This window comes from Acinetobacter sp. YH16056_T, from assembly GCF_024605895.1.
Taxonomy (GTDB): Bacteria; Pseudomonadota; Gammaproteobacteria; order Pseudomonadales; family Moraxellaceae; genus Acinetobacter; species Acinetobacter amyesii.
Genome location: NZ_CP094545.1, coordinates 2,699,452 through 2,718,716, shown reverse-complemented (window position 1 = coordinate 2,718,716; position 19,265 = coordinate 2,699,452). Strand labels below are relative to the sequence as shown.

General features: G+C 42.0%; 21 protein-coding genes. 17 read left to right on the top strand and 4 right to left on the bottom strand.

Annotated features, from left to right (window positions below):
* Positions 1 to 6: 6 nt before the first annotated feature.
* The 7 genes from pilW to der all read left to right on the top strand — a co-directional run bounded on the left by pilW (position 7) and on the right by der (position 7,439).
* Complete coding sequence (gene pilW, locus MST17_RS13280) at positions 7 to 756, top strand: type IV pilus biogenesis/stability protein PilW (protein ID WP_373691629.1); 750 nt, start codon at positions 7 to 9, stop codon at positions 754 to 756.
* On the top strand, positions 747 to 1,541 hold the full coding sequence (locus MST17_RS13275; RefSeq protein WP_180025979.1) for a RodZ domain-containing protein: 795 nt from the start codon (positions 747 to 749) through the stop codon (positions 1,539 to 1,541). The genes pilW and MST17_RS13275 overlap by 10 nt, the downstream gene beginning before the upstream one ends.
* Positions 1,542 to 1,564: 23 nt before the next feature.
* A complete protein-coding gene (gene ispG / locus MST17_RS13270) occupies positions 1,565 to 2,686 on the top strand; it encodes a flavodoxin-dependent (E)-4-hydroxy-3-methylbut-2-enyl-diphosphate synthase (protein ID WP_180007218.1) in 1,122 nt (373 codons plus the stop codon).
* A gap of 3 nt (positions 2,687 to 2,689) precedes the next feature.
* The gene (gene hisS, locus MST17_RS13265) at positions 2,690 to 3,985 is read left to right on the top strand and encodes a histidine--tRNA ligase (RefSeq protein WP_180005380.1); all 1,296 of its coding nucleotides are present in this window, start codon (positions 2,690 to 2,692) and stop codon (positions 3,983 to 3,985) included.
* A gap of 30 nt (positions 3,986 to 4,015) precedes the next feature.
* Positions 4,016 to 4,714, top strand: a complete 699-nt coding sequence (locus MST17_RS13260; RefSeq protein WP_078189608.1) for a tetratricopeptide repeat protein — start codon at positions 4,016 to 4,018, stop codon at positions 4,712 to 4,714.
* Positions 4,711 to 5,856 (top strand): outer membrane protein assembly factor BamB, encoded by a 1,146-nt coding sequence (gene bamB, locus MST17_RS13255; protein WP_078192659.1) that lies wholly within the window; start codon positions 4,711 to 4,713, stop codon positions 5,854 to 5,856. Before MST17_RS13260 ends, bamB begins: the two co-directional genes overlap by 4 nt.
* 173 nt (positions 5,857 to 6,029) lie before the next feature.
* Complete coding sequence (gene der / locus MST17_RS13250) at positions 6,030 to 7,439, top strand: ribosome biogenesis GTPase Der (RefSeq protein WP_078189606.1); 1,410 nt, start codon at positions 6,030 to 6,032, stop codon at positions 7,437 to 7,439.
* Positions 7,440 to 7,514: 75 nt separating this feature from the next.
* On the opposite strand, the gene MST17_RS13245 is transcribed toward der, so the two are convergent.
* On the bottom strand, positions 7,515 to 8,084 hold the full coding sequence (locus tag MST17_RS13245; protein WP_180025978.1) for a hypothetical protein: 570 nt from the start codon (positions 8,082 to 8,084) through the stop codon (positions 7,515 to 7,517).
* A gap of 277 nt (positions 8,085 to 8,361) precedes the next feature.
* On the opposite strand from MST17_RS13245, the gene MST17_RS13240 reads away from it, so the two are divergent.
* Positions 8,362 to 9,003, top strand: a complete 642-nt coding sequence (locus MST17_RS13240) for a 4'-phosphopantetheinyl transferase superfamily protein (protein ID WP_180005382.1) — start codon at positions 8,362 to 8,364, stop codon at positions 9,001 to 9,003.
* A gap of 86 nt (positions 9,004 to 9,089) precedes the next feature.
* On the opposite strand, the gene MST17_RS13235 is transcribed toward MST17_RS13240, so the two are convergent.
* Both MST17_RS13235 and MST17_RS13230 read right to left on the bottom strand, forming a co-directional pair.
* On the bottom strand, positions 9,090 to 9,509 hold the full coding sequence (locus tag MST17_RS13235; protein ID WP_078192655.1) for a hypothetical protein: 420 nt from the start codon (positions 9,507 to 9,509) through the stop codon (positions 9,090 to 9,092).
* A gap of 165 nt (positions 9,510 to 9,674) precedes the next feature.
* Complete coding sequence (locus MST17_RS13230; protein WP_180005383.1) at positions 9,675 to 10,451, bottom strand: SDR family oxidoreductase; 777 nt, start codon at positions 10,449 to 10,451, stop codon at positions 9,675 to 9,677.
* A gap of 104 nt (positions 10,452 to 10,555) precedes the next feature.
* Here MST17_RS13230 and mazG point away from each other — a divergent pair, with 104 nt between their 5' ends.
* The 9 genes from mazG to yjgA all read left to right on the top strand — a co-directional run bounded on the left by mazG (position 10,556) and on the right by yjgA (position 17,229).
* Positions 10,556 to 11,350: a nucleoside triphosphate pyrophosphohydrolase gene (mazG, locus tag MST17_RS13225; protein WP_180025977.1), complete on the top strand. Its 795-nt coding sequence runs from the start codon at positions 10,556 to 10,558 to the stop codon at positions 11,348 to 11,350.
* Positions 11,328 to 11,759: a ComEA family DNA-binding protein gene (locus tag MST17_RS13220; protein ID WP_180025976.1), complete on the top strand. Its 432-nt coding sequence runs from the start codon at positions 11,328 to 11,330 to the stop codon at positions 11,757 to 11,759. Before mazG ends, MST17_RS13220 begins: the two co-directional genes overlap by 23 nt.
* 134 nt (positions 11,760 to 11,893) lie before the next feature.
* Positions 11,894 to 13,363, top strand: coding sequence for a polynucleotide adenylyltransferase PcnB (gene pcnB / locus MST17_RS13215; protein ID WP_180025975.1), 1,470 nt, complete (start codon positions 11,894 to 11,896; stop codon positions 13,361 to 13,363).
* Positions 13,360 to 13,845, top strand: coding sequence for a 2-amino-4-hydroxy-6-hydroxymethyldihydropteridine diphosphokinase (folK, locus tag MST17_RS13210; protein ID WP_180005386.1), 486 nt, complete (start codon positions 13,360 to 13,362; stop codon positions 13,843 to 13,845). Before pcnB ends, folK begins: the two co-directional genes overlap by 4 nt.
* 46 nt (positions 13,846 to 13,891) lie before the next feature.
* The gene (gene panB / locus MST17_RS13205) at positions 13,892 to 14,701 is read left to right on the top strand and encodes a 3-methyl-2-oxobutanoate hydroxymethyltransferase (protein ID WP_180007226.1); all 810 of its coding nucleotides are present in this window, start codon (positions 13,892 to 13,894) and stop codon (positions 14,699 to 14,701) included.
* 3 nt (positions 14,702 to 14,704) lie between these two features.
* Entirely contained in the window at positions 14,705 to 15,553 is an 849-nt protein-coding gene (panC, locus tag MST17_RS13200) for a pantoate--beta-alanine ligase (RefSeq protein WP_078192648.1), read from the top strand.
* Positions 15,554 to 15,575: 22 nt separating this feature from the next.
* On the top strand, positions 15,576 to 16,427 hold the full coding sequence (gene rapZ / locus MST17_RS13195) for an RNase adapter RapZ (protein WP_078189595.1): 852 nt from the start codon (positions 15,576 to 15,578) through the stop codon (positions 16,425 to 16,427).
* The gene (locus tag MST17_RS13190; protein WP_067763492.1) at positions 16,424 to 16,693 is read left to right on the top strand and encodes an HPr family phosphocarrier protein; all 270 of its coding nucleotides are present in this window, start codon (positions 16,424 to 16,426) and stop codon (positions 16,691 to 16,693) included. The genes rapZ and MST17_RS13190 overlap by 4 nt, the downstream gene beginning before the upstream one ends.
* A gap of 2 nt (positions 16,694 to 16,695) precedes the next feature.
* Positions 16,696 to 17,229, top strand: coding sequence for a ribosome biogenesis factor YjgA (gene yjgA, locus MST17_RS13185; RefSeq protein ID WP_180025974.1), 534 nt, complete (start codon positions 16,696 to 16,698; stop codon positions 17,227 to 17,229).
* A gap of 175 nt (positions 17,230 to 17,404) precedes the next feature.
* On the opposite strand, the gene MST17_RS13180 is transcribed toward yjgA, so the two are convergent.
* Complete coding sequence (locus MST17_RS13180) at positions 17,405 to 19,045, bottom strand: acyl-CoA synthetase (protein ID WP_180025973.1); 1,641 nt, start codon at positions 19,043 to 19,045, stop codon at positions 17,405 to 17,407.
* Between the last annotated feature and the right edge of the window lie 220 nt (positions 19,046 to 19,265).

The following is a 19,265-nucleotide window of genomic DNA, read 5'->3' as shown; positions in this document are numbered from 1 at the left end:
TCGGTTTTGGCATTAACAGCATGTCAAACGCCTGAGATTGGGAAAAAAGACCCAGAGAAAGCCGTAAAAATCAGAACGCAATTGGCTGTTGAACACCTGAAAGCAGGGGATTTGGACTCTGCTAAACGTGCATTAGATCAGGCTTTAGAGGTGGATTCTCGCGATTCCCAAGCCAATATGATGATGGGTGTCTTACTACAACGAGAAGGCAGTCCAGCCAACTTAGAAAAAGCAGATAGTTATTTTAAGCGTGCAATTTCAGCAGACTCAAAAAATTCTCAAGCACGTAACAACTACGGTACGTATTTATACCAAGTTGAGCGTTATAATGATGCGATTGAACAGTTCAGCATCGCAGGTTCAACTTTAGGTTATGATCAACGTTTCAAAGCATTGGAAAATTTAGGTCGAATTTACCTGAAAGTGGGTGATGTGGCGAATGCTGAAAAATCATTCAAACAAGCTTTGCAGGCTAATCGTGATTCCTATGTTTCAATGTTAGAGTTGTCTGAAATCTTTTATTTGAATCAGCAGTTCCCTGCTGCCACACAAATGTATGAACAATTTGTACGTGCAGTAGGACAAAAAAATCAGGGTGCGCGTGCACTCTGGATTGGCATTCGAACAGCGCGTGCCAATGGCGACAATTTGGGTATGCAAGTACTGGTTAACCAGTTACGTGCTTTGTTCCCAGAAAGTCCTGAATACCAACGCTATTTGCAATTACAGTACAGTACTGAGGCCGTATGGAAGTAAATCCTAATTCACCGCAATCGAATGGTTCGAGCGTAGCTCCAAATGCATTAGGAAATGTACAACGCCCAGGTGAGTATTTACGTCAAGTACGTATTACGCAAAAACTGGAACTTGAAGCTGTCGCATCAGAACTCAATATTCCATTAAAAACACTGACTGCACTTGAGCAAGATGATTATAAGTCATTGCCTGAAGCGACCTTTATTAAAGGTTACTACCGCACTTATGCCAAATATTTAAAAGTTGATGCAACCAATATCATTCAACGTTTTGATGATATTTATGCCAACGATACGGGATTGTTGCCAAATCACGCGTTAAACAATTCACCGATTAAAATAATGGGTAAATTACCCGGTTCTAATCGTGACCGTAATCGTAAATGGATCAAACGGGGTCTGATTGCATTGGCGGTGTTGGTGGTCATTGGTGCGATCGTGGCAGCGATTCAAGGCATGACCTCGGGCAGCGATAATGAAGACGCTGTGACCAGTGATGTCGCTTCAGAAGTTCAAGTCCTCGACATGAATGGCGGAAATGCAGCGGTCAGTGGCGATCAATTGACATTGACCTTCAGTAGCCCGACTTCAGTACATATTGTTGATTCGACGGGTAAGGTGTTGGCGACAGGTCGTCAAGCATCGACGCTCAACTTAAACGGTGAAACACCATTCCAAATTCGTTTGGATGATGCAACAGCAGTGTCATTAAGCTTAAATAATGAAAATATTTCATTGTCACCATATACCGTAAACGGCAAAGCAGATTTCCGTTTATCACGTTAAGGGACAACAGAGCAGACTGAACAATGATTGAAAATCCAATTAAGCGCCGTCCAACGCGTAAAATTAAAGTAGGTTCGGTGTATGTCGGTGGTGATGCGCCGATTAGCATCCAAAGTATGACCAATACTGAAACCTGTGATGTCGAAGCGACCGTGGCACAGATTCAGCGCTGTGTAGACGTCGGTGCGGACATCATGCGTGTTTCTGTACCGAGTATGGAAGCTGCTGAAGCTTTTGGTGAAATTCGTAAACGTGTGCAAGTGCCACTGGTTGCCGATATTCACTTTGATTATAAAATTGCTTTACGTGTTGCAGACCTTGGTGCAGATTGTTTGCGTATTAACCCGGGTAATATTGGTTCTGAAGCCAAAATTCGTGAAGTGGTTGCGGCAGCGAAGCACAATGACATTTCAATGCGTATTGGTGTCAATGCAGGCTCACTGGAAAAAGATATTCAAAAGAAATATGGTGAGCCTACAGGTCAGGCTTTGCTTGAATCTGCAATGCGCCATATTGATATTTTAGACCGTTTAAATTTCCATGAATTTAAAGTGTCAGTCAAAGCATCCAATGTCTTTCTGACGATGGATGCTTACCGATTACTTTCTGCACAAATTGATAACCCATTACACTTAGGTGTGACTGAAGCAGGTGTCTACCGCACGGGTTCAGTCAAATCTGCTATCGCTTTAGGCGGTTTGTTGATGGAAGGCATTGGTGACACCATGCGTATTTCATTGGCCGCAGAGCCTGAAGAAGAAATCAAAATTGGCTTTGATATTTTAAAATCATTGGGCTTACGTTCAAACGGCATTAACTTTATTGCATGCCCAAGTTGTTCGCGCCAAGAGTTTAATGTCATCAAAGTCATGCAAACATTGGAAGAGCGTTTAGAAGATATTCGTACCCCAATGGATGTATCGGTGATTGGTTGTAAAGTAAATGGTCCGGGTGAAGCCAAAGAAGCCGATATTGGTGTAGTAGGTGCAAGTCCGCGTTCACTGGTGTATCGTAATGGCGAAAAGAGCCATTTAATTGACACAAATCAGTTGGTTGACGAAATCGAAGCGATGGTTCGTCAACGTGTTAGCGATCTTGAAGACGCTAAAGCTAAAGAGATTATTCGCACAAGTTTTTCTGAGTAGATCATGAGTTCAATCGTCGCAATCAAAGGTTTTAATGACATTCTCCCTACGCAAAGTCCTGCATGGAGACGTCTAGAACAGCATCTATCTAGCCTGATGGATGCTTATGGTTATCAGCAAATTCGCTTGCCGATTGTGGAGCAGACTCATCTGTTCAAACGTTCTATTGGTGATGCAACGGATATCGTTGAAAAAGAAATGTACACATTCTTAGACAAAGGTAATCCGCCTGAGTCTTTGACTTTGCGTCCAGAAGGAACAGCAGGGTGTGTACGTGCAATGCTTGAACATAACTTACTTCGTGGTGCTACACCGCGTGTATGGTATGTCGGCCCAATGTTCCGCTATGAAAAACCACAAAAAGGTCGCTACCGTCAGTTTCATCAATTTGGCGTAGAAACCTTTGGTGTTGCAACACCAGATCAAGATGCAGAATTGATTTTAATGACTGCGCGTTTGTGGAAACGCATGGGCGTTGCAGATAAAGTTCAATTAGAACTTAATACTTTAGGTGAGTCTGATGAACGTGCTGCCTATCGTGCGGCATTGGTTGAATTTTTAGAGTCGCATAAAAATGACTTAGATGAAGATTCACAGCGTCGTCTAACTACGAATCCACTGCGTATTTTGGATTCTAAAGATGCAAAAACACAAAGCATTTTGGAAAATGCGCCAAAACTTCACGACTTTATGGGTGAAGAAACGTTGGCTCACTTTGCTCAATTGCAGCAGTATTTGACTGATGCTGGTGTTGGTTTTGTGATCAATCAAAAATTGGTTCGTGGTCTCGACTACTACAATAAAACGGTCTTTGAATGGACAACTACACACTTAGGTTCTCAAGGAACGGTATGTGCTGGTGGTCGTTATGACGGTTTAGTCGGTCAGCTTAAAGGTAAAGCAGACCAGTCGGTGCCTGCTGTTGGTTTTGCAATGGGTATGGAGCGTTTGCTTCTTCTACTTGAACAAGTGGAAGACAATACCCCAGTGCGTGACTGTGAGCTATTCTTGGTTTCAGATCCTGCAACTCAAGGTAAAGCGTTGGTGCTTGCTGAACAAATACGTGATCAACTTGAAGCAGCGGGTAGTAACATTCGCTTAAAAGTTGGTTCACAAGGTTCAATGAAATCGCAAATGAAAAAAGCTGACCAATCGGGTGCTTTATTTGCTGTGATTTACGGTGAACGTGAGCAAGCAGCAGGGCAAGTGCTGGTAAAAGAGCTAGCGATTGCAGAACAACACGAAGTGAATGTGGCAGACTTTGTTGCCTTCATTATCGAAAAAATTTCTTCAAAATAATCCCTATAACATAAGGAAAAAGGTAATTTCATGAGCGCATTGAGTGAAGAAGAACAACTTGATAATTTAAAATCGTTTGCTAAAAAATATGGCTCTGCCATTGTTAGCGGCATTTTAATTGCGTTGATTGCCTTTTTCGGATGGGAATACTGGCAGAAGAAAACTTTGGCTGAATCGCAAATGCAAACAGCCAAAGTCCAGCAGTTAATGGATGATGCTCAGTCGGCGACGGGTGACGCTTTTACACAACTTTCTGCGACTGCAGATAAAATTGTAAAAGAAGCGCCAGATTCGCCACAAGCCATCCAAACTCAGTTGCTTATGGCAAAATTGGCGTATGATAAAGCGGATTATGCCAACGCTGAAAAAGCTTTGAAAAAAGTTGAAAATTCAAAAGTTGACGATGCGGGCTTAGTTCAATTGGTGAAATTACGTTTAGCGTATGCACAATTGGCACAAAAGAAATTTGATGAAGCATTAAAAACTTTAGAAGCGGTTAAAGAACCTGCTTTTCAAGCAACTGCAGATGAAGCCCGTGGCGATGTCTATGTTGCGAAAAATGATATCGAAAATGCAAAGAAAGTTTATCAAAGTGCATGGGATGCTTTGGTTGAGCGACAAGAAGAACGTCAAATTTTACAAATTAAACTCGAAAGTGTAGGCGTTTTAGTTGATGATCCTGAAATTGAACGTCCGATTATAGATACACAAGTGGAAGCAACTGAATGAATAGAAAATACAAAATTACCTGTGCGCTGACAGTTTTAACACTTGCTTTGGCTGGTTGTGCAAATAAAGGAAAAGTAGAAAAAGTAAAACCAAATCCTTTACCAAAATTGGAACAGGCAAAAACTTTAGCACCTGTATTTTCAAACAGTGTGGCTTCAACTGAAGAAGCAGATCCACTGCGTTTACGTATGGATGCAGATAACGGCGTTGTTTTTAGCGTAAATCCTAACGGTGAAGTTCAAGCCTACAAAGGCAAAGAGCGTTTATGGCAGAAGAAAATCTCTAAACAAGGTTTGACTGCAGGTGTAGAAGCTGCTGACGGTATTGTGGTTGTCGGTAATGCAAAAGGTCAATTATTTGCATTGGATCAGGCAACAGGTGAGCAAAAGTGGACGGCGCAATTAACCGGCGCGTTACTTTCACCGTCGTTGATTCAAGCAGGTCGCGTTATTTCAGTCACCAACGATGGTACGGTATACGCAAACGATGTGGCAACGGGTCAACAAACTTGGACCTATAACTTGCCAAATGTGCAATTTAGTTTACGTGGTATGGCAGCACCGGTATCACTTGATGCACGTCATGTTCTCATCGCTTCTTCAAATGCCTATATCTATGTGATTGATGCATTGAGCGGTATTCCGAAAATGCAGCGTCGTGTTGCAGTGTCAGACGGTCGTTCAGATGTACAACGTCTCATTGATATTGACGGTGAACCGACTGTAGCAGGTCAATTTTTAATTACCACCAGTTATCAAGGCCAAGTGACAGCGCTTGATCTTGCCTCACAACAAGTGATCTGGAGCAATGATGCGAGCAGCATTCAGCGTCCTGAAGTTGCGGGCAATGGTGTCTTTGTGGCACAAACTGATGGTAAAATTGTGGCTTATGAAATTACCACTGGTCAAACATTGTGGGAAAATGACCAATTGCTTAATCGTAATTTGAGTAACCCAGTGATGTTAGGTCAAGACCTTGTGGTTGGTGATCTGGATGGTGTACTTCACTTAATCAACCCAGCGACAGGCGAGTTGGTTGGTCGTTCTAAAACCAGTGGTGAAGTACGTTCACTACGTGTAATTGACAACCAATTATATGTGTCGACACGTAAGGGTGCATTAAGCATTTGGCAGAACCGTTAATTTTTCTGCGGCTTATGTTAAAATAAGCCAAACCGTATTTTTAACGCGGGGGATTGAATCATCAATGCCCCGTGTTTTTATTTATTTTAGGCATTTATCCTATTTCCATTCTTCCTAAGCTTTCTGATGTTCAGACCAGACCAAACTGGCTGATCTGGAATAAAGGTTAATCTATGAAACCCGTAATTGCGCTCATTGGTCGTCCGAACGTCGGAAAATCAACGTTGTTTAACCAGATAACCAAGAGCCGTGATGCTCTCGTTGCTGACTTTGCCGGTCTGACTCGTGACCGTAAGTATGGTGACGCGACTTATCAAAATAAATCCTTTATCGTCGTTGATACTGGGGGTATTGGCGAAACTGAGGGCGGTATCGACTCGTACATGGCAGAACAGTCAAAAACTGCCATTAATGAAGCAGATATTATTGTCTTCGTGGTCGATGCGCGCGCAGGCCTATTGGCATCTGATGAGCAAATTGCACGTGACTTACGTACGCTAGGTAAAAAAGTTTATCTTGTTGCCAACAAAGTTGATGGTGTACATGCCGAAGCAGCTTTAGTTGAATTCTTCAAATTGGGTATGGGTGAACCACTTCAAGTGGCTGCCAGCCATGGTCGTGGTGTTCAGCAAATGCTTGAAGAAGTGTTAGCTGAAGTGCCTGAAGATGAAAGTGAAGAACAACACGATAAAGACACAGGCTTACGTTTAGCGATTATTGGTCGTCCAAACGTGGGTAAATCGACTCTAGTGAACCGTTTGTTGGGTGAAGACCGTGTGGTTGCATTTGACCAACCAGGTACTACACGTGACTCGATTTATATCCCATTTGAACGTGATGGCCGTAAATACACATTAATCGATACTGCGGGTGTACGTCGTAAAGGTAAAGTGGACGAAATGATCGAGAAATTCTCGATTGTGAAAACTTTACAAGCGATGAAAGATGCGCATGTTGTGGTTATTGTTGTCGATGCACGTGAAGGGATCGTTGAGCAAGACTTGCATTTGATCGGTTATGCGCTTGAAGCAGGCCGTGCGATGGTGATTGCCATCAACAAATGGGACAACATGTCTGACTACGACCGTAAACAATGTAAATTAGATGTTGAACGTCGTTTTGACTTTATTCCATGGGCAAAAATTCACTTAATTTCTGCACTTCACGGTACAGGTGTTGGTGATCTTTATCCATCGATCCACCGTGCTTATGATTCTTCGCATTTGAAAGTATCACCTGCGAAAATCACTCAGATCTTGAATGATGCAACTGATGCGCACCAACCACCAATGGTTCAAGGTCGTCGTATCAAAATGCGTTATGCGCATATGGGCGGACAAAATCCACCGACGATTGTAATTCATGGTAACAAGGTCGATAAAACGCCAAATGACTATCGTCGTTACCTAGAAAACGTGTTCCGTAAAGTTTATAAACTTGAAGGTACGCCAGTCAAAATTGAATTTAAAACCTCTGATAACCCATTTGAAGGTCGTAAATCCCAAATCGATGAGCGTACGGCGGCACGTAAACGTCGTTATGTTCAGAAGTTCAAAAAGGCGGAAAAGAAATTCAAACGCTAAGTTTAGATGAACAAAAAAGCCTGCAGATATGCAGGCTTTTTTATTTCACTTTATTTATCTAAAAAGATGTAGAAATTAGTTTTTACACTTTTTAGCTTGGCGGTAAATATCAATATTATCCAGATTAGCTTGAGCAATTTCCATGGCTTGCTGTGCGCTGCTGCTATCCTGTTGTGTATTTTTATTGCCAGAAAAAGCTGTCGCAAATTGTCCCATACGCGCGGCTGTTTCAGATTGACCTGAAAATGCGGATAGCGCGTTGCCAGCAAGACCAGCCCATTTTGAAACTTGATTATTTTGCTGTGCAGACACTTGGCTTAATGCCAGTTGCGATGCTTCCAATGTGCGTTCGAAAGTTTTACGTTCAACGCTCAGATCAGTGCAATCTAAGGTTTTTAAATAACTGGTGCTATAAACACTATTGTTGGTTTGGTTAGCTTGATTGAAATTTGAGGCATAGCCACGGTCTGCTTGAGCTACAGCATTGGCAGCTTCTTGACGGCTTTGATTCATACGCGCTTCAGCTTGGTCCATAATCGCGCCATTTTTGGCACCCATTACTGCAACAGCTGCATCCAATAAGCCTGCTTGAGCGAAACATGGTAGGACACAAAGTGAACTGATTAACGTGATTTTTCTTAGCATCTGATTTACCCCGAGTTTTAAATTAAAGTTATAAGAATCTAGAGTATTTTATCTAATTGAAGATGTATTTAAAATATTTATTATACTTAAGTATTTGAATATATTTATAATATTAAGTATTTCTTAAGTGGTTTGAAATATTTTTAAACTGAGTTTTAAAATCTCGATAAGTCAAAGGACCGATGCGCTCATCTGTATTGTGGTGTATTTTGTGTCGGAGAGTCGCATAAAATATAGCGTCATGGACGTAGTGTAAAAGATATTGGATCAATAACTTATGGCGAAAATTCAGCTTGAATATAGTGCAATTACTGACTTCTTTGTGGAGCCGCATGGCTTGAGTCGTCAAGAGGTAATTGCCGTGCGTAAACAAGCCATTTACCAATATCGAAATCAATTACTCGGGCAGCGGCTAAATAGGTCAGTTGAAAATTCAGATTTTTCAAAGTCTGCGTTTGGTAAGCCTTTTCTTCCGGATTTGCCACATTTTCATTTTAATCATAGTCATAGTCAGCAGCATTATGTATTGGCCAGCAGTGAAAAAATCGCCAATATTGGTGTGGATATTGAAGATTTAAATCGAAAAGTTCGTTTTGATGCGATGGCTCAACACAGCTTTCATCCCGAAGAATTGCTCAATTGGGACAGTTGTGAGCATAATCCTGATTATTGGTTTAAAGTTTGGACCACCAAAGAGGCGGTACTTAAAGCGTCAGGTTTAGGGATTCGAGTGAACCTGAATGAACTGAATACACAGTGTCATCCTGAGCAGAATGGTGGGATGTGTAGCCATCCCGCAATTGGCACTTTTGCTTATCAGAATATTCAACTACCGCATGTGATGTTGACGGTGGCATGGGAAAGTGAACAATCTTGCCGAGGCTTTCATTTGCCTAATATTGAGTTGAATGTCTTATAAATCGGTATGACATATAAATCACCATGAAAAAAGCCCTGTTCTGGCTGAACAGGGCTTTTTTTAAATCAATCTAAACTGGCTTTAGATTAGATTTTGCATTTTTTAGAACCTTGGTAGATACCAATGTTGTCGATGTTTGCTTGAGCAGCAGATTTGTTCGCTTGTTGAAGTTCAAGGTTGCCTGCATCAGAAGTATCTTGCTCACCAGCCAAGCTGTTTGCAATGTTGCCTGCACGAGCAGCTTTTTCAGAGTTACCACCGAAAGCAGCAAGAGCGCCACCCGCTAAACCAGCAAATTTGCTCAATGATTTGCCTGGCGCTTGAGCAGATGCTTGGATGTTTGCAATGTTTTTGTCAGCAGCTTCTAAAGAGCGCTTAGCATTCGCTTTTTCAACAGCAAGAGTTGCACAATCCATCGCTTTTAATTCTGAAGATGCGAATTGAGTTGTAGCAAAAGCAGAAATTGAAATAGAAGTAACAGTTGCAAGAACAAGTAATTTTTTCATGAAATAATTCACTTTTATTGTTAGAAAATAAACGCCCGAAAGTAATGGGCGGGTGAATATTATTCAAAAAAAGGAATTTTGTCCTGTTAAAATGTGACAATTGTGTAACTTTGTGTAATTTGCGTACAAATATGATTGCAAAATTAAATGATTAGTAACACGTTGCTATTTGGGTTTTTGTGCAATCCAAATATTACTTAAGCGGTTGACAAATTGCGGGCTAAACTTCGATAAATTAAATAAAAATTTAGCTTTCATCCCCACAGGTGTATGTGTGGCCATTAAGACCGTATCCTTTTTTTGTACCAAGGTATAAATTTGCTGAGCGACATCGCTCGGTTGAAGATTGACGCCCATTTTCTTAATGCTTTGGGCATCCATGTCTTGCACCATCGCGGTTTGAACAAATAAAGGCATCACATCTAAAACGCGAATATTGTATTTTTGCCATTCAATATCTAAGCTTTCAGTGAGCCCACGTACAGCAAATTTAGATGTGGCATAGCTGGCTAAATCTGCTTGTCCATAAATAGCTGAAGCCGAAGAGAGGTTAATCACACGAGCAAAATTGCTTTGTTGTAAATAGGGGAATGCCGCATAGCAACCGTTTATCACCCCTTTGACATTGATATCAATCGTTCGGTGGTGTGCAGACAGTTCCGTATGTTCAAAGCTGCCTGAATACAGAATTCCGGCATTATTGACTAAGATATTCAGCTGACCTGCCCAAGCAACAAATTCAGCTAAAGCGCTTTGCCATTGCTCTGGTTGTGTCACATCTAAAAGCCCAGCTTTGGCATGGCTACCGAGTTCAGCAGCTAATGAGGTGACTTGAGATTGGTTAATGTCGTAGAGCCCAACTTTATAGCCTTGTTGTATGAACAGTCGTGCAATTGCTGCGCCAATCCCTTGTCCTGCACCGCTAATAAAAATACTTTGCATGTTATGCTTCCCTGAATTGAGTTGCTCATTCCCTGAGTGAATTTTGAGCATATCAAATTCTGTAATCGAAACAATGTACTGATGAGTAAATAGCTGGAGTTCACATGGAACAATTATTAGCAGTGATGAAAGAATTACGTGAAAAATGTCCATGGGATCAAAAGCAAACCCCAGAAAGTCTGACTCGTTATGCTATAGAAGAGGCCTATGAAGTTGAAGCGGCGGTTCGTTCAGGTCAGATTGACGATGTGCGAGATGAACTGGGGGATTTGTTGCTGCAAGTGGTTTTTCAGTCGCAGATGTATAGCGAACAAGGCGCGTTTGATTTTCAAGATGTGGTGCAAGCCATTACAGATAAATTAATTCGCCGTCATCCCCATGTGTTTCAGGCAGAGCAGTTTTCTGCACTCAATGCGGATGATGTGGCAACACTATGGAAACAGATTAAACAACAAGAAAAAGCAGGGAAATCAGCATCTAGATTAGATGAGGTTAAACATGCACCTGCATTAAGCCAAGCAGATGAAATCCAAAAAAATGTGGCGAAAATTGGCTTTGATTTTCCAGATATTGAAGGGGCTTATGGCAAGCTTGAGGAAGAGCTAGGGGAGTTAAAAGAGGCCTTGGCAGGCAAAAAATCCGACGAAATATTTGATGAATTTGGTGATTGCTTATTTTCTCTAGTGAATGTTGGACGTAAGATTGGCATCTCAAGTGAGATGGCACTGTTAAGTACCATTCATAAATTTAGAAGCCGTTTTGCTTATATTGAAGCACAGGCCACATTACAACAAAAACATGTAGAAGACTTGTCCCTGACTGAAATGGATCAGTTATGGGAACAGGCAAAACAACAATTAAAACAACAGGCTGAATATGTACCACATCCTAAAGAATAAATACTCTACACAATTACTTGTCTTGGTTTTGAGTTTAATGGCAGATTTAACTTTTGCTCAAAGCCCTTCGGGCTACGCGGAATGGAAAGCCATGCAACAAGCTCAAGATCAACAATTAAAAAAGCAATCTGAGGCCTCTAAGTCCAAATCGGCAACTGCACCCAGCAATGCCAACTATTATTTGTCACGACCCAGCACTCAGCAAAATAGCCGATCAGATCAGGTACGCTTAAATACAGCCTCAGTCGATGAACTGCAGACATTGCATGGAATTGGTCAGAAAAAAGCAGAAGCCATTGTGCAATATCGTAAAAGTAATGGCTTATTTAAAAGCATTGATGATATTCAACAGGTTAAGGGCATCGGTCCTGCGCTGTTTGCTAAAAATAAAGCAAAATTGGCACTTTAAGTGAAGTGTAAAAAAAAGAATTAGGTTAAGCTCAGCTTGAGCATCGAGATAATCAAATTGCCCTTTGATTGTGTTAGAGATATCATTAGCGACATCTTAAGAATTTTACGTTCAGACGTAGGAGACAGCGTCTTTTGCAAACTTTGCGCGCGTCCAAATGTGGTTTATCAACCGCACAATTACCTTCTTCCATTTTAGATGTGATTGATGCCTTAACTAAGGCAGGCTATGAAGCTTATATCGTGGGTGGCGGTGTCCGTGACCTAATGTTGGGTCATGCACCTAAAGATTTTGATGCCGTAACTAATGCGACACCAGCTCAGGTGAAAGAAGTCTTCGGGCGACGTTGCCGAATTATTGGTCGTCGTTTTGAGCTGGCGCATGTCTACTCAGGACGTGAACTGATCGAAGTTGCGACCTTCCGTGCGCCACCTAAAAAAGCCGTGACTTCTGCTGCGGGCATGATTTTACGTGATAATAATTGGGGTACGATTGAGCAAGACTTTGCACGTCGTGACTTCTCGATCAATGCAATGTATTACCAACCACGCAAAGGTGAAGTGCTAGATTTTTGTCATGCAGTAGATGACATTAAGCATAAAACGTTGCGTTTATTGGGTGATCCACAATTACGTTTTGAAGAAGATCCTGTGCGGATGCTTCGGACTTTACGTTTTGCAGCCAAATTAAACTTTAATATTGATGAAAAAATTCTGGAGGTCTTTACTCCAGAACTTACTCAATTGCTGCGTGATGTGTCTCCACATCGTTTATACGATGAGTCACAAAAACTCTTTACCATGGGGCATCTCAATCGCGTCTTACCGATGCTGATCGATTTTGGTATCTGGTATCAATTATTTGCAGATATCAAACCGGTCGTAACGCCATTTATTGAGTTGGCAGCAAAAAATACCGATCAACGTATTTCGATTGGGAAAACCATTAACCCTGCATTTTTCTATGCCGTATTATTGTGGATTCCGTTCCAAGAACGTTGTACGTTCTATCTGAATAAAGGTGTTGTTCCAGCTGAAGCACGTGCTCAAGCGGGCTTAGATGTATTGAAACGTCAAGCTACACGAACCATTATTCCACGCTTTGCCGAAACGTTTATTCGTGAGGTTTGGGAAATGCAAACCCGTTTGCTGAATCCAAAACCACAGCAAATTGAAGCACTTTCAGGTCATGCACGTTTCCGTGCAGGCTTTGACTTTCTGCTGCTGCGTGAAAAATCGGGTGATACAAGCACGCAAGGTATGGGCCAGTGGTGGGATGCTTATCAGCAGATGAGCACTGACGAAAAAGAACGGGCAATTAGCCAATACAATCGTCAACGTGCCAAGAGTCGTCGTAAAGCGGCGCATGAAGATGTGGAAACGAAAACTTCTGCACATCAGCAAGTTGAAATTGAACCACTTGTGAATGAACCAGAAAGCAGAAGTCGCCGTCAACGTAAGCCTAAATCACATGCCAACAGTCCAGCGACAGTATCAATTGTTGCAGCGTCAGCCAGTGGTGAAATTGGTGCAGATCATCCGATTTTAAAACGTAAACGTGTGAAACGAGATCTGACTCAGGTTATTTTTGGGCCAACACAATGACGCTGACATATATTGGTTTAGGCAGTAATTTAGGTGATTCCCTGCAGATCCTCAGTGAAGCGGTGCATAAACTTGCGACACTCGGTACTGTAAAAGTCTCACAACTGTATCAAAGCCCACCAATGGGGCCACAAGATCAGCCGAATTATTTAAATGCAGCGGTTGCATTAGAAACTGATCTAGCACCTTTGGCTTTGTTGGATGAATTACAACGCTTTGAACAAGAGTCGGGGCGTGTACGCCTACGCCATTGGGGCGAGCGTACACTGGATTTAGATTTACTGATTTACGGTGAACAGCACATTCAAAATGAACGTTTAACGGTGCCTCATGTTGGTGTTTTAGAACGTGATTTTGTGTTGAAACCTTTATTGGATTTAGATGAGAATCTACAGATTAAAGGACAACCATTAAAAGATTTACCTATTTTGAATAATCCAAATTTAACTGTATTGGATGCAGGAAACTGGGCCCATCTTTAATTTTTGTATGACCACTTGAGAAAGCCGTCATCTGAGGAATATTGAAATGATTAGTCTAAGTGACTTGAAAAAATTTAAAGCGGAAGGCCGCAAATTCTCCTGCTTGACTTGCTATGATGCGAGCATGGCAAAAGCAATGGAAGTTGCTGAAGTCGATAGTATTCTGATTGGTGATTCATTGGGGATGACCATTCAAGGTAATGACTCAACCTTACCTGTCACTGTTGAAGATATGGCATATCACACTGCGGCAGTGCGTCGTGGCAATAAGCATGCGTTTATTCTGACAGATTTGCCATTTATGACCTATGCCACTTTGAATGATGCTTTGGTGAATTCAAAGACCGTAATGCAAGCAGGCGCGCAGATGGTCAAATTGGAAGGTGGTGCATGGTTGTCAGAAACAGTTGAAGTATTGACCCGTAATGGTATTCCAGTGTGTGTGCATTTAGGGTTAACTCCGCAATCGGTTCATGTGTTTGGCGGTTATAAAGTGCAAGCACGTACACGCGAAACTGCGGATCAACTCATTGCAGACTGTAAAGCTGTGGTTGATGCAGGTGCAGCACTTTTACTTTTGGAATGTGTTCCTGCCCAAGTGGGTAAAGAAATTAGTGAATTGTTCCCAAATACACCTGTGATTGGGATCGGTGCCGGTGCAGAAACGGATGCTCAAGTCTTGGTTCAACAAGATATGCTGGGACTGACGTTTAGTCACGTGGCGAAATTTGTTCGCAACTTTATGAAAGAGCAAGCAGGGGAAACGGCAATTGTGGATGCGTTTAAGGCGTATCATGCTGCCGTACTAGATGGTAGCTTCCCTGCCAAAGAACATACATTCCAAATTGAGCTGTAAGACATGAAAACTGAAACAACGATTCAAGGTTTAAGTGCATCGCTAAATCCAGCACGTGCTGCGCGTAAAATCATTGGTTTTGTACCAACGATGGGGAACTTGCATGAAGGTCACCTCAATTTAGTTCGTGAAGCACGTAAACTGTGTGATGTCGTGGTGGTGAGTATTTTCGTTAACCCAATTCAGTTTGGTCCAAATGAAGACTTTGACAACTATCCACGCACTTTGGAACAAGATCAGCACTTATTGGCTGAAGTGGGTTGTGACATCGTGTTTGCGCCGACTGTTGAACAAATGTATGGCAACAAACCGCGCTTAACCAATATTAGCGTGGGCGGCATTACCAATGATTTGTGTGGCGAACAGCGTCCGGGTCATTTTGACGGTGTTGCTGTTGTTGTGACAAAACTCTTTAATATTGTTCAACCGAATTTTGCATTCTTTGGGCAAAAAGATTACCAGCAACTTGCAGTGATTCGTCAGTTTGTACGTGACTTAAATATTCCACTAGAAGTGATTGGTGTGCCGATTACTCGTGCTGAAGATGGTTTGGCATTGAGTTCACGCAATGGTTATTTAAGTGCGGAAAATCGTGCGATTGCACCAACGATTTACCAAAGCTTGAAAACGGCTGAGGCAGAATTACATGCTGGAACTCAACTTGCAGATGTGTTAGCGAATATTAAAGCAACATTGACAGCGGCGGGTTTTGTTGTGGACTATGTTGAAGCACGTACACCTGAATTACAGAAAATTGAAGAATTTGATCAAGACGTGGTGTTGTTTATTGCGGCTAAATTAGGCGCAACACGTCTTATTGATAATATGCAGGTTAAATATACTGCAGTTTAAAACGGCTATGGGGTAGCAAGCGATGAAGCGCATTTTAATTGTTACAGGACAATCTGGATCTGGAAAGTCATCTGCATTACAGATACTTGAGGATTTGGGCTATTACTGTATCGATAATTTGCCATTGGCCTTACTCCCCGAAATTGTTGAAAAACTCGATTCAGAAAATAATCTTGAACAATTGGCACTGGGTGTGGATGTCCGCAGTACACGTGCAGATTTACAAGAGTTCGATTTGGTTTTTCAACAGCTACAACGCCATGGCTCAGTCGATATTATTTATTTGACCACGCGTGATCAGGAATTGATTGCGCGATTCAGTTCATCTCGACGTCCCCATCCGTTGGCAAGTCGTTTCAAAAGTTTAAATGAGTGCATACAGGAAGAAAAATCTTTACTGTTGCCGATTCAATTACGCTCGACAGTACATATTGATACTACTGATAAGAGCGTACATGATTTAAAACATACCTTGCTGTCTAAACTCGGACAGGCAGATAATTTAATTTTGATCTTACAGTCTTTTGGCTATAAGCATGGTATTCCACTCGATGCAGATTATGTTTTTGACGTCCGTCATTTGCCCAATCCACACTGGGATATGGAATTGCGTAAGTATTCAGGATTAGATGAGCCAGTTCGTCAGTTTTTACAACAAAGTGAACAAACCAATGAAATGTTCCAAGATATTTATAATTTTTTGGATAAATGGCTGCCGGCATTTGCCGAAGGGCATCGTCATTACATGACGGTGTCGATCGGGTGTACAGGTGGGCAACACCGTTCGGTATATATCGTAGATAGACTAAAAAAAGCACTTGAGGCAAAATGGTCTATTCAGGTTCTACATAGAGAAATGAAGCACTGGTCATGATCGACACAACTGTTGACGTAATTAATAAACTGGGTTTACATGCGCGTGCATCTGGCAAGCTAATCGAAGTCACGACCAAATTTCGCTCGTCGATTCAAATTGGTAAGGGTGGAAAATTAGTAGATGCCAAAAATATTATGTCTTTGCTGATGCTTGGTGCAGGCAAGGGCACAACTTTACGCTTAGTGATTGAAGGTGCAGATGAAGAAAAAGCTTTATCTGAAATTCAAGCACTGTTTGCGGCAAAATTTTACGAGGCAGATTAAACGTGGCACGTCGACCGAACCGCTATACCGAAGAAGACTTTGAATCCATAGAAGGACGTGCAAGTAAAACTGAGCAAAAGAAAGCTGTACAACGTATGGCTGCTTTGGGCGAGGAACTTGCAAAACTGAATCCTAAACAGATTAAAAATCTTCCTGTTGAAGAGCGTCTGATCGAAGCACTACTTGATGCACAAACCATTACTTCACATGAAGCGCGACGTCGTCAGTTTCAACGTGTAGGTAAATTGCTGCGTAATGAAGATGAAACCATGATTTTATCTTACCTAACCCCGCAGCAAGGTGCGAAAAAAACAGCGCAGCTTCAACGCTGGACTGAACGTATGATTGCCCAAGGTGATCCCGTCATTAAAGAGTTCATGAAAGCACATAATGCTGCTGAACATCATCCTATTCGTCAGCATATTTTGCGTATTCAACGTGATATAGCAAAAAATGTAAGCGAAGAAGAACTGACTGCGTCAAAGTTGAAATTGTTTAACTACATTCAACAAGTGGCTTTATTATCTGATAACTAATGCATGATTAGATAGCCAAGTACTTAGATAGCTCAATGATCAGAGAATTCAACATGATCTGATCATTGAAGCAAAACGTGAAGTTATAGACTTCACATTAAAAAAGCGACCTGATTAGGTCGCTTTTTTTGCTTAAATGATTGAAAAAATCATGCTTGGCTTTTGAGTTTTAACATTAACCAAATTCACCAACAGCGCGCTCTTTAGCCCATTCACGGAGAACGAACTTCTGAAGTTTACCTGTCGAGGTTTTTGGAATTTCGGTAATCACTACATCTTTAGGTACTTTGAAACGTGCAAGGTGCTGCTTACAGAATTCAATCAGTTCTTCAGGCGTTGCTTCTTTACCTGCTTTTAATTCAATAAAGGCACAAGGCACTTCTTGCCAACGAGGGTCAGGTTTTGCAACCACTGCAGCGGTTAGTACAGCAGGGTGTTGATATAGAATTTCTTCTACTTCGAGTGATGAAATGTTTTCACCCCCTGAAATGATCACATCTTTAGAGCGGTCAGTAATTTTGGCATAACCGTCAGGTTGGCAGACTGCTAAGTCGCCGGTATGGAACCAGCCACCGGCAAAGGCTTCAGCCGTTGCTTCTGGGTTTTTCAAATAGCCTTTCATTACGATGTTGCCACGGAACATGATTTCGCCCATGGTCTGGCCATCATGCGGAACAGGTAACATGGTCTCAGGGTCAATGACTTTCATGCCGTCTTGAAGCGGGTATGGTACACCTTGGCGAGAATGCAACTGTGCTTGTTCTTGAATGGAAAGATCAGACCAGCCTGCTTGCGATGCGCAGAGTGCCGATGGACCATAGGTTTCAGTCAAACCATAGACATGCGTGACATTGATACCAATATTACGCATCCCTTCAATAATCGCTGCAGGTGGCGCTGCGCCAGCAACCATCACTTCAACGCGATGGTCAAATTGTGCTTTTTTCTCTTCAGGCGTGTTGATCAGCATTGAAAGTACGATTGGCGCACCGCAGAAATAATCTACTTTGTGTTCTGCGATCAGTTTGAAAATCAGTTCAGGGTCGATTTTACGTAGACAAATATTGGTTCCGCCATTGGCTGCCATCGTCCAAGCAAAGCACCAGCCATTACAGTGGAATAGAGGAAGCGTCCACAGATACGTTGCACGTGGCGTCATGCCGCAAGCAATGATGTTACTCGCTGCATTGATATATGCGCCGCGGTGATGATACACCACGCCTTTTGGATTCCCTGTCGTGCCAGAGGTATAGCTTAAGCTAATTGCATCCCATTCATCTTGAGGTAAGTGCCATTCAAAGTTGGCATCGCCTTGCGCCAACCAGTCTTCAAATTCGACTTGTCCAATCGGTTGTGCTGTACCTTCAAACTCTGCATCTGCAACATCAATGACATAAATGTCTTGATCGATTAAAGCTAAAGCTTCTGTGGCTACTTGAGTGAATTCAGGGTCAACCAGCAGGACTTTGGTTTCCGCATGTTCCAACATGAAGGCAATGGTTTTCGCATCAAGGCGTGTATTTAGCGTATTCAGTACCGCACCCGCCATCGGTACGGCAAAGTGTGCTTCAACCATAGCTGGAACGTTCGGTAATAACACAGACACGGTGTCGTTTTTGCCAATGCCTAATTGTTGCAATTGATGCGCAAATTGACGACAGCGGTTATACGTTTGGCGCCATGAAATATGACGATTGCCGTGGATAATGGCATCCTGATCAGGATAAATATAGGCTGCACGCTCTAAATAACGTAGAGGCGAAAGTGCCACAAAATTTGCCGGGGTCCGTGGCAATTCATCGTATGCGCTAACCATCGTGGTACTCCAAGTCCATATATATATTTGTTTTAAATCTGACTTAACAATAATTCAGTCCGTAGCTTCTCTGCATTTATGCTTTAGTCGAGTATTTACACTAAATTTTTAAGTGATTGAAATCTAACATAATAAAAAAAATAAGGTGACGAAAATGAACCCTGTGGTTCTCAAAATTGATTTTTTAGCATAAATAATTTAGTTGAAAAATATACAGGGT